This is a genomic window from Streptomyces sp. NPDC060198 (genome assembly GCF_042728415.1).
In the GTDB taxonomy this organism is placed as follows: Bacteria; Actinomycetota; Actinomycetes; order Streptomycetales; family Streptomycetaceae; genus Streptomyces.
The window spans coordinates 1-9,445 of record NZ_JBHWZJ010000273.1 but is presented as its reverse complement, the minus strand read 5'-3'; the positions used below and the strand labels follow the sequence as shown (position 1 = coordinate 9,445).

Annotated in this window: 8 protein-coding genes and 1 riboswitch; of the genes, 3 read left to right on the top strand and 5 right to left on the bottom strand. The window is 70.1% G+C overall.

Annotated features, from left to right (window positions below):
* Positions 1-62 precede the first annotated feature (62 nt).
* The 5 genes from ACFWEP_RS26100 to ACFWEP_RS26080 form a co-directional block, all read right to left on the bottom strand.
* Positions 63-1,868 carry an ABC transporter substrate-binding protein gene (locus ACFWEP_RS26100; RefSeq protein WP_387373407.1) on the bottom strand — a complete coding sequence of 602 codons (1,806 nt, stop codon included), beginning with the start codon at positions 1,866-1,868 and terminating at the stop codon, positions 63-65.
* 60 nt (positions 1,869-1,928) lie between these two features.
* On the bottom strand, positions 1,929-2,930 hold the full coding sequence (locus tag ACFWEP_RS26095) for an ABC transporter permease (protein ID WP_387373405.1): 1,002 nt from the start codon (positions 2,928-2,930) through the stop codon (positions 1,929-1,931).
* A gap of 534 nt (positions 2,931-3,464) precedes the next feature.
* A complete protein-coding gene (locus tag ACFWEP_RS26090) occupies positions 3,465-4,250 on the bottom strand; it encodes an enhanced serine sensitivity protein SseB C-terminal domain-containing protein (protein WP_387373404.1) in 786 nt (261 codons plus the stop codon).
* 219 nt (positions 4,251-4,469) lie between these two features.
* Entirely contained in the window at positions 4,470-5,228 is a 759-nt protein-coding gene (locus tag ACFWEP_RS26085; protein ID WP_387373402.1) for an enhanced serine sensitivity protein SseB, read from the bottom strand.
* A gap of 43 nt (positions 5,229-5,271) precedes the next feature.
* Complete coding sequence (locus ACFWEP_RS26080; protein WP_387373400.1) at positions 5,272-6,087, bottom strand: AAA family ATPase; 816 nt, start codon at positions 6,085-6,087, stop codon at positions 5,272-5,274.
* A gap of 161 nt (positions 6,088-6,248) precedes the next feature.
* Positions 6,249-6,346: riboswitch (glycine riboswitch) on the top strand.
* Between the two features lie 148 nt (positions 6,347-6,494).
* Between ACFWEP_RS26080 and gcvT the strand changes: the two genes are divergently transcribed.
* From gcvT to glyA, 3 genes are all read left to right on the top strand, one after another.
* Positions 6,495-7,610 (top strand): glycine cleavage system aminomethyltransferase GcvT, encoded by a 1,116-nt coding sequence (gene gcvT, locus ACFWEP_RS26075; RefSeq protein ID WP_387373398.1) that lies wholly within the window; start codon positions 6,495-6,497, stop codon positions 7,608-7,610.
* A 112-nt stretch (positions 7,611-7,722) separates the two neighbouring features.
* Positions 7,723-8,100 (top strand): glycine cleavage system protein GcvH, encoded by a 378-nt coding sequence (gene gcvH / locus ACFWEP_RS26070; protein ID WP_387373396.1) that lies wholly within the window; start codon positions 7,723-7,725, stop codon positions 8,098-8,100.
* Positions 8,101-8,118: 18 nt separating this feature from the next.
* Positions 8,119-9,381, top strand: a complete 1,263-nt coding sequence (gene glyA / locus ACFWEP_RS26065; protein ID WP_387373394.1) for a serine hydroxymethyltransferase — start codon at positions 8,119-8,121, stop codon at positions 9,379-9,381.
* Positions 9,382-9,445 lie beyond the last annotated feature (64 nt).

Sequence of the window (9,445 nt, the reverse complement as noted above, 5' to 3'; positions counted from 1 at the left end):
GCCGAACCGCTCCGGCCTTCACCTGCCTTTCGTGCCGTTCGGCGGGTGTGCCGGGGGAATGATTACTTCTGAACGCCCAGGCTGATGAAGTCGTACTGACCGCTGTACGCGTCAGTGGTGTAGACGTTCGTCAGACGGGAGGAGCGGAAGTTGATGAACTTCTCGAAGACGAAGGGCAGGTAGTAAGCGCCCTCCATCACCTGGTGGTTGAGCTGGGTGGAGAGAGCGACCTTCTTGGCGTCGTCGAGCTCGACGGCGTACTTGTCGAAGTTCGCGTCGATCGCCTTGTCGTTGATCATGGCGAAGTTGTTGTTGCCGCTGTCCAGGATGTAGCTGCTGTCCCAGAGGGGCTGGCCGTAGCCCTGGACCGAGGGGAAGTCGGGGCCCCAGCCCATGATGATGATGCCGTAGCCCTTCTTCTTCACCACGGACGGGTTGCCGATGATGCCCGAGTACTGGGCGCCGTCGTACTGGTCGATGTCGACCTTGATGCCGATCTTGGCGAGGGACGCCTGGAGCGACTCCGCGGTGGCCACCTCGACGGGCTTGTTGTTGCGCACCGCGATGGTGGTGGAGAAGCCGTCCGGCTTGCCGCAGGCGGCCAGCTCTTCCTTGGCCTTGGCGGTGTTCGCCGCGCCGTCGTTCGTGGTGAAGCCGTACGGGTCGTACTTCTGGCCCTCGGAGCCGGGCACCGACGGGGGCAGCATGTTGGTGCCGATGTCGCCGCCGGCCACCGGGCCGCCACGGGCGGTCTGGAGCGACTTGTGGTCGGCTCCGTAGAGCACGGCCTTGCGGCAGTGGATGTTGTCGAACGGCGCGACGTTCTGCGGGAAGGCGGCGTACCGGATGTAGCCGGACACCGGGTTGTCCAGGTTGTCCTTGTACTCCTTGAGCGCCTTCGTGCGGCCCTGCGGGGAGAGACCCGTCTGGTTGACGTCGAGGTCGTACTCACCGCTGAGCAGCTTGTTGTCCATGTCGTCCGCGTTGGAGAACAGGGTCACCGAGATCTTGTCCGGCAGCGGCTTGCGGACCGGGTCCGACTCCTGCTTCCAGTTCTCGTTGCGGACCAGCACGACGGACTTGTTGGGCGTGTACGACTCGAACTTGTACGGGCCCGAGGAGAACGGCTTGAGGCCGTACTTCGACTTGGTGTCCTTGTCCTGGCGGACCGGCGAGGACGAGGTCAGCGCGAGGATCGCCTCGAAGTCGCTGTTGGCGGTCGGCAGGTGGAAGACGATCGTCTTCGCGTCCGGCGTCTCGATGGCCTTCAGACCCAGGTGGTCGGCGGAGGTGTCCTTGTAGGGACCCTTGTACTCGCCCTTGGGGTCGAGGATGTCCCGCAGGTAGACGGGGCCGCCGGACAGCACGTCCTGGGCCCACTGGCGCTCGATGCCGTACTTGACGTCCTGCGAGGTGACCGGCTTGCCGTCCTCCCACGAGACCCCGTCGCGCAGGGTGTACGTGTAGGTCTTGCCGTCGTCCGATATCTTCGCGCGCTCGGTGGCGAGGTCCGGGGTGAGCTCGGTGCCGCCGGCGCCCGGGGCCGTCTTGCTGGTCACCAGCTGGCGGCTGTAGTAGCGCATGAAGTCCCACACGAAACCGTAGTACCCACGCGTGGTGTCCCAGGAGTCGGCGTCCTGGACACCGGCGAACTTCAGCTCGCCGCCGGCCTTCGTCGAGGCGTTGGCGACCTTGTTGTTCGCCGCGTCGAAGCCGGCCGCGTTGGCGGAACCGCCGTCCTTGCCACCGCCCTTGCCGCTGTCGTCGTCGCCCCCGCCGCCGCAGGCCGCCGTGGAGAGCAGTGCCGCGACCACGGCAGCAGCGGCCACGGCCTGCTTGCGCCGTGTGTTCCGTCGAAAAGTCACGATTCGGGATCCTCCGTGTGTAGATCGGCCCGTACGGTGCGCACGGGCTCCGGGGTACGGCAGTCAGCGAGAACCCTTCGGGTCGAGCGCGTCACGCACGCCGTCACCGAAGAGGTTGAAGGAGAGGACGGTGATGAAGATCGCCACGCCCGGAATGATCATGTACATCGGGTCGGACTCGTAGTAGCTCAGAGCGGATGACAGCATCTGGCCCCAGGAGGCGGAGGGCGGTTTCACTCCGACACCCAGGAAGCTCAGGGCCGCCTCGGTCAGGATGTTGGTGGGGATCATCATCGTGGCGTAGACGACGATCGGCGCCACCAGGTTCGGCAGCAGTTCCTTGAAGAGGATGTAGAACCGCCCCGCTCCCAGGCTGCGTGCCGCGTCCACGTACTCCCGCTCGCGCAGGGACAGGGTCTGCCCGCGCACCACGCGGCCGACGTACGGCCAGCCGAAGAACCCGATGACCAGGATCATCACGAAGAGACGGACGCCCGAACCCTCCAGCCCCAGAAGCTTGTTGGGCATCACGGACACCAGGGCGATGATGAAGAGCAGCTGCGGGAACGAGAGCAGCATGTCCATCACGCGGCTGATGAGCGCGTCCAGCCAGCCGCCGAAGAAGCCGGCCAGCACGCCGAGCACCGTGCCGAGAGCGACGGCGACGACGGCGGAGAGGAAGCCGACGAGCAGCGAGACCCGGGCGCCGTAGACGATGCGGGCGAAGATGTCGCGGCCGTTGACCGGCTCCACGCCGAACCAGTGCGTCCCGCTCATCGCCCCGTAGGAGCCGGTGGGCGTGGAGAAGAGCGGGTCGATCAGCTCTTCGTGGTGGTCGTACGGGGACTGGCCGACCAGGTGGGTGATCACGGGCGCCAGCAGCGCGACGACGACCAGCAACAGCACCACGATGCCGCCGCCGAGGGCCAGCTTGTCCCGCTTCAGCCGCTCCCAGGCGATGCGGCCCAGGGAACGGCCCTGCACCGCCTTCTCGGGCGCGATGCCCGCTTCGAATCCCGCCGGGGGGGCCGCTTCCGTTGTCGGCTCGTGCAGTGGTGCCGTCATCGTGGCAGGGACCCCTCTCAACCGGCGGTGGCCGGCACACACTTGCCGCGGTGGCGGCGGTTTCGTCCGGTGGTGGCTCGGGACCGATCGCCCCTTGGTGCGGGAGTCTTCATCCCCGTCGTGATCTGTTGCCAGACTTGACGGCGAATGGATGCCTAACCGTGATCCGAGTTGGTCGATCCGTTATCCGGACGCCTGTGAACGCCCCCCGGACGCAACATAGTTGAAATTCAATTGAGTACGGATGCGCGCCAACACCCATTTTGAGCGGCAGGAGTGGTCAGAGCGGGACATGGCGCGCATGGGGACGATGTACCCATCAGATGGCACGCTTCACCGCCCGGCGGTGAAAAAGGCGTGAAAGGCCGCACGAGTACCCCTCCCGGACACCGGGCGCACGGCGGCAACGGCATCCGGAGCGGTCCGAGATGGCCGAAAAGCGCAGGTCACTTCACCCGTACGGGCGGGCCCGGCGGTAGGGGACTCTCCACGGCGCGGCCGTGCCGCGGAGAGGGACCGAAGCGCGCGGGAGCGTCAGTACGCGGGCGGGTAGCCGTAACCGGGGGCCGCGGGCGGCGGCGCGACGGGCTGCGCGTGCGCCTCCCGGTCGTAGAACGGACGGGCGTTGGCGCGCAGCCACATCGCGACCGGGTCGTAGTCGTCGGACATCGCGACCGTGGAGACGGGAAGCCCCTCCGGGACGGCGCCGATCGTCTGCCCCATCATCGCGCGGGCCGACTCCACCGCGGCCCGGCCGGTGTCGTAGAGGTCGAGCCCGATGGCGAGGTACGGAGCGCCGAGCGCCGGCTGCACCCAGGCGCGACGCAGCGAGCGGATCGCCGGGGTGCGGTGCGCGTTCTGCGAGAGCAACGCGTAGAACTGCGGGATCTCGATGGCCGGTTCGGAGAGGGTGAGGGGTCCTGCGGGCAGCCGGTCGAGCCCGTTGGCGATCCGGCGCAGATCCAGCCACGGGATGCCCACGCCGCCGCCGGGGGTGTGCGGGTTGAGCCAGATTCCCCAGTGGTCGGGGAAGAGCGAGCGGGCGATCTCCCGGCCGGTGATCACCTCGTGGGCGCGGTTCCAGCCGCTGGCCGCGAGCTCTTGGGCGGAGGTCACGCAGGGGGCGTAACCGAGGCCGCCCACACCGATGTTGCCGTACTGGGCGTCCGGGGAGCCGGCCGTGCCGTGCCAGAGCAGCATCCAGACCTGGCCGTCCGAAAGGGCCCTCAGCAACTCCTCGTACGCGTCGAAGCGCCCGGGGGTCACCTGGCGCAGCATGTGTTCGACCTGCCCGGCCGCTGCCGTGCCTGACGCACTCACCCTGGGTCCCGCCCCTCGTCGATCCACCGTGTCGCGCGCCGCCCCCGGGCGCGCGGGAGCGACCTCGCCATCAAACCAGCTTATGCGCCCTTACTGACACCGACTTGACGCCACCGTCCGACATGCCGGACACGGCAGGCCGGTCCCGGGCAGCGGCCGGGCTGCCCGGCAGCCGGTCGACGGACACGCCCGAGGGCCGCGACCGGGCCGTCCCGGCGGTCACTGGAAGAAGGGCCGGACCTTCTCCAGCATCCAGTCGCCGACCGGGTCCTGCGCCATGTCGAGCAGGACCAGGTTGACGGGCCACGGCACCTGCACGCGTCCGAGCGCGCGGCCCAGCGCGTCCATGGGGGCGCCCCGCGTGGCCTCGTCCCACGCCGAGAACTGGACGGCGACGAAGAGGACGGGGTCGCCGCCCTCGATGCTGGCCAGCGCGCGACGGGCGGTGGCGACCACACCGGTCTGCTGGAACTCCGCGGACACGGCGGCGAGGAAGTCGACCGGCTCCTCCTTCCAGTCCGGCTCCCAGAGCCGCACCCGGCCGCCGCCGGCCGGTCCGTCCAGCGGGGTGTTCCCGGCACGGCAGAGCTCGGCGACGGCGGCGGGCGGCAGCGGAAGCCCGACCGCGCCGCCCGGGTTGACCGCGATGCCCACCTGCGGGGGCAGTCCGCGCGCGAACTCGCGGGCGGGCGCGACGGCGAAGGAGAGGTGGGCACCGACGCAACCGAGGAACTGCGCCTCGGAGCTGAAGACGGGGACGAAGGCGGCACCGTCGAGTTCGATCGTCGGCAGGTCGAGATCGGCGCTGGCGGGACTGCCGCCGCCGGGCAGCGGAATCCAGAGCTGGCTGCGGCCGAGCACCTCGACGAGCCGGCTCCCCGCCCCGGGGACGCCCAGCGAGGCGCTGAGCACTTCTTCGAACTCGTTCGCAGGCCACCCCTGGAGCTGGCGGGGCGACGTCTGTGCCGGGATGTCCACTGCCTCTGTGTCCTCTTGTCGACCGTGTCCTGCGGCAGAAACACTAACCGGCGCGGGGCCCCGGCGTCCCGGCCACGCTGTTGTCCCCGGCGTTGCCCCGCATGCCGGGCACCGCGCCCGGCGCACCCGGCGGCGGATCGGCCACCGGTCCCTCGACCACCTCGACGGGCACGTCCGCCGCCACCGGCCCCGGTACGTCCGGCTCCGCCACCGGGAAGGCGATGGCCGCCAGCGCCCCGGCCGCCGGGCGGTCCAGCAGCACGGCGGAGGCGCAGCCCGGGGGCAGCAGGCCGCGCTCGGCGTCGCGCAGCAGCCGGCCGACCGCGCGCCGGTGCCGGGCGAAGGCGTACCCGGAGACGCCGCGTCCGCGTTCGCGCTGGCCCGCCCTGGCCGTCCGGGGGGAAACGTCGAGCAGCACCAGGTGAAGGGCGCGGCCCCGGCGCGCCGCGTGGCGGGCCAGCCAGCGGCGTACCCAGCCCTGCGTCCCGCAGTCGTGGACGACGACCGCCTCGCCGGAGCGCAGCGCACCGAGCAGCCCGTAGTAGTGGGCGGCGCGGACCAGGGGGCGGTAGAGGGCGTACGGGAGTAAGCGGGGCAGGGCCGCGGTGAAGCGGTCCCGGGTGTCCTGGGAGTCGATGGCGCGGGTGGTGACCGCGCGCCGGATGAGGGTGGACTTGCCGCTGCCGGGCAGCCCGGAGACGACGACGACGTCCCCGGGGGCGAATTCGAGCCGCCGCGGTCCGTCCCCGGCCCCACCGCGCAGGTCGCGCACGGCCGGCGGCCCCTTCTCGGCGGCGGGCGGTGTCTGCCGCACGGCGACCCCCCACCGCACCACCCCCGCGTACGGTCGCAACGACATCGGCACTCCCCCTGTCGAGTCACCCCAGCACCTGCCCACAAAGTGTAAAGAAAAGGTAATGCGCGGCAAGTGTCCCGGACGGGAGGCCGGGCGGGGGTACCGGGCGCCGGGGCCGACCGCCGTGCGTGCGATGATGTGCGCGCAACTGCATACCGGCCGTTTGAATCCACGCGGGAGAGTCCCGGCCACCGTGTGTGCCGGGCGCCGAAGGAGCAAGTTCCTCCCTTGAATCTCTCAGGCCCCGTACCGCGTGGATGAGGCAGATCTGAAAAGCGAGCCGGTCACCGGCTCCACCCAAGGTGCAAGCCGACCCGTCAGGGGCCTCTCGGCGAACCTCTCAGGTTCCGATGACAGATGGGGAGGGACCGTCCTCGTCGTCATGCCCTGCGCGCCCTGGGAGCCACCTCATGAGCACCGCCCCCCGTACGACCGCCCTCGATGCGCTGCATCGCTCGCTGGGCGCGACCATGACCGACTTCGCCGGCTGGGACATGCCGCTGCGGTACGCCAGCGAGCGTGACGAGCACCATGCGGTGCGCACCCGCGCCGGGCTCTTCGACCTCTCCCACATGGGCGAGATCGCCGTCACCGGCCCCGAGGCCGTGGCGTTCCTGAATCACGCGCTCGTCGGCAACATCGGCACGGTCGGCGTCGGCCGGGCCCGCTACACGATGATCGTCCGCGAGGACGGCGGCATCCTGGACGACCTGATCGTCTACCGCCTGGCCGAGACCGAGTACCTCGTGGTCGCCAACGCGGGCAACGCCCAGCTCGTCCTCGACACCCTGACCGAGCGGGTCGCCGGCTTCGACGCCGAGGTCCGTGACGACCGCGACGCGTACGCGTTGATCGCCGTCCAGGGCCCCGAGTCCCCCGCCATCCTGAAGGCCGTCACCGACGCCGATCTCGACGGGCTGAAGTACTACGCGGGCCTGCCCGGCACGGTCGCCGGAGTTCCGGCCCTCATCGCCCGTACCGGCTACACCGGCGAGGACGGCTTCGAGCTGTTCGTCGCCCCCGAGCACGCCGAGACGCTCTGGCAGGCGCTCACCGAGGCCGGCGCCCCGCACGGCCTGATCCCCTGCGGGCTCTCCTGCCGCGACACGCTGCGCCTGGAGGCGGGCATGCCGCTGTACGGGCACGAGCTGACCACGGCGCTGACGCCGTTCGACGCGGGCCTCGGCCGGGTCGTGAAGTTCGAGAAGGAGGGCGACTTCGTGGGCCGCGAGGCTCTCGTCGCCGCCGCCGAGCGCGCCGAGACCGCCCCTCCCCGCAAGCTCGTCGGCCTGGTCGCCGAGGGCCGCCGGGTGCCGCGCGCCGGTTTTCAGGTCGTCGCCGACGGCAAGGTGATCGGCGAGGTCACCTCCGGCGCCCCCTCCCCGACGCTGGGCAAGCCGATCGCCATGGCGTACGTGGACGCGGCCTTCGCCGCACCCGGCACCGAGGGTGTCGGCGTGGACGTCCGGGGCACCCATGAGCCGTACGAGGTCGTGGCCCTGCCCTTCTACAAGCGCCGGAAGTAGGCGTCGGGGGCACTCCGCGCCCCGCCCACCGGGCCGGACGTGACCGAGTCGCGTCTCATCCCGTAAGACCATCGTTCGTCAGCACCCATCCGCGTACAGGAGAATTCAGGTCATGAGCAACCCCCAGCAGCTGCGGTACAGCAAGGAGCACGAGTGGCTGTCGGCCGTCGAGGACGGCGTGGCAACCGTGGGCATCACCGAGTACGCGGCCAACGCGCTCGGTGACGTCGTGTACGCCCAGCTCCCGGCGGTCGGCGACACGGTGACCGCGGGCGAGACCTGCGGCGAGCTGGAGTCGACCAAGTCGGTCAGCGACCTGTACTCGCCGGTCACCGGCGAGGTCACCGCGGCGAACCAGGACGTGGTGGACGACCCGTCCCTGGTGAACTCCGCTCCCTTCGAGGGCGGCTGGCTCTTCAAGGTGCGCATCGCGGAAGAGCCGGGGGATCTGCTCACCGCCGACGAATACACCGAGTTCTCCGGCAACTGAGACCCAAGGGACCGCCTGATGTCGCTTCTCAACTCCTCCCTCCACGAGCTGGACCCGGACGTCGCCGCCGCAGTCGACGCCGAGCTCCACCGCCAGCAGTCCACCCTCGAAATGATCGCCTCGGAGAACTTCGCTCCGGTCGCCGTCATGGAGGCGCAGGGCTCCGTCCTCACCAACAAGTACGCCGAGGGCTACCCGGGCCGCCGCTACTACGGTGGCTGCGAGCACGTCGACGTGGTCGAGCAGATCGCGATCGACCGCATCAAGGCGCTCTTCGGCGCCGAGGCCGCGAACGTCCAGCCGCACTCCGGTGCGCAGGCGAACGCCGCCGCGATGTTCGCGCTGCTCAAGCCCGGCGACACGATCATGGGTCTGAACCTGGCCCACGGCGGTCACCTGACCCACGGCATGAAGATCAACTTCTCCGGCAAGCTCTACAACGTGGTCCCGTACCACGTCGACGAGACCGGTGTCGTGGACATGGACGAGGTGGAGCGCCTCGCCAAGGAGTCCCAGCCGAAGCTGATCGTGGCCGGCTGGTCCGCGTACCCGCGTCAGCTGGACTTCGCCGCCTTCCGCCGCATCGCGGACGAGGTCGGCGCGTACCTGATGGTCGACATGGCCCACTTCGCGGGCCTGGTGGCCGCGGGTCTGCACCCCAACCCGGTGCCGCACGCCCACGTCGTCACGACCACCACGCACAAGACCCTCGGTGGTCCTCGCGGCGGTGTGATCCTCTCCACCCAGGAACTCGCCAAGAAGATCAACTCGGCGGTCTTCCCGGGTCAGCAGGGCGGCCCGCTGGAGCACGTGATCGCGGCCAAGGCCGTGTCGTTCAAGGTCGCGGCCTCCCAGGAGTTCAAGGAGCGCCAGCAGCGCACCCTGGACGGTGCCCGCATCCTCGCCGAGCGCCTGATCCAGCCGGATGTCACCGAGGTGGGCGTCTCCGTCCTCTCCGGCGGCACCGACGTGCACCTGGTCCTGGTGGACCTGCGCAACTCCGAGCTGGACGGCCAGCAGGCCGAGGACCGGCTCCACGAGATCGGCATCACGGTCAACCGGAACGCCGTCCCGAACGACCCGCGCCCGCCGATGGTCACCTCCGGCCTGCGCATCGGTACGCCGGCCCTGGCCACCCGCGGCTTCCAGGCCGAGGACTTCACCGAGGTGGCGGAGATCATCGCCTCGGCCCTGAAGCCCGCGTACGACGCCGAGGACCTCAAGGCCCGCGTCGTCGCGCTGGCCGCGAAGTTCCCGCTGTACCCCGGCCTGAAGAAGTAGCAACCGCCCGTTCACGGGCATTTTTCGCAGGTCGGGCGGGGCATCGCGCACACTGGAAGGTGAG

Bases quoted from the DNA above. Each gene is read 5' to 3' on its own strand.
- ACFWEP_RS26095 (WP_387373405.1), bottom strand. From the start codon at position 2,930: ATGACGGCACCACTGCACGAGCCGACAACGGAAGCGGCCCCCCCGGCG.
- ACFWEP_RS26080 (WP_387373400.1), bottom strand. From the start codon at position 6,087: ATGTCGTTGCGACCGTACGCGGGGGTGGTGCGGTGGGGGGTCGCCGTG.
- gcvT (WP_387373398.1), top strand. From the start codon at position 6,495: ATGAGCACCGCCCCCCGTACGACCGCCCTCGATGCGCTGCATCGCTCG.
- gcvH (WP_387373396.1), top strand. From the start codon at position 7,723: ATGAGCAACCCCCAGCAGCTGCGGTACAGCAAGGAGCACGAGTGGCTG.
- glyA (WP_387373394.1), top strand. From the start codon at position 8,119: ATGTCGCTTCTCAACTCCTCCCTCCACGAGCTGGACCCGGACGTCGCC.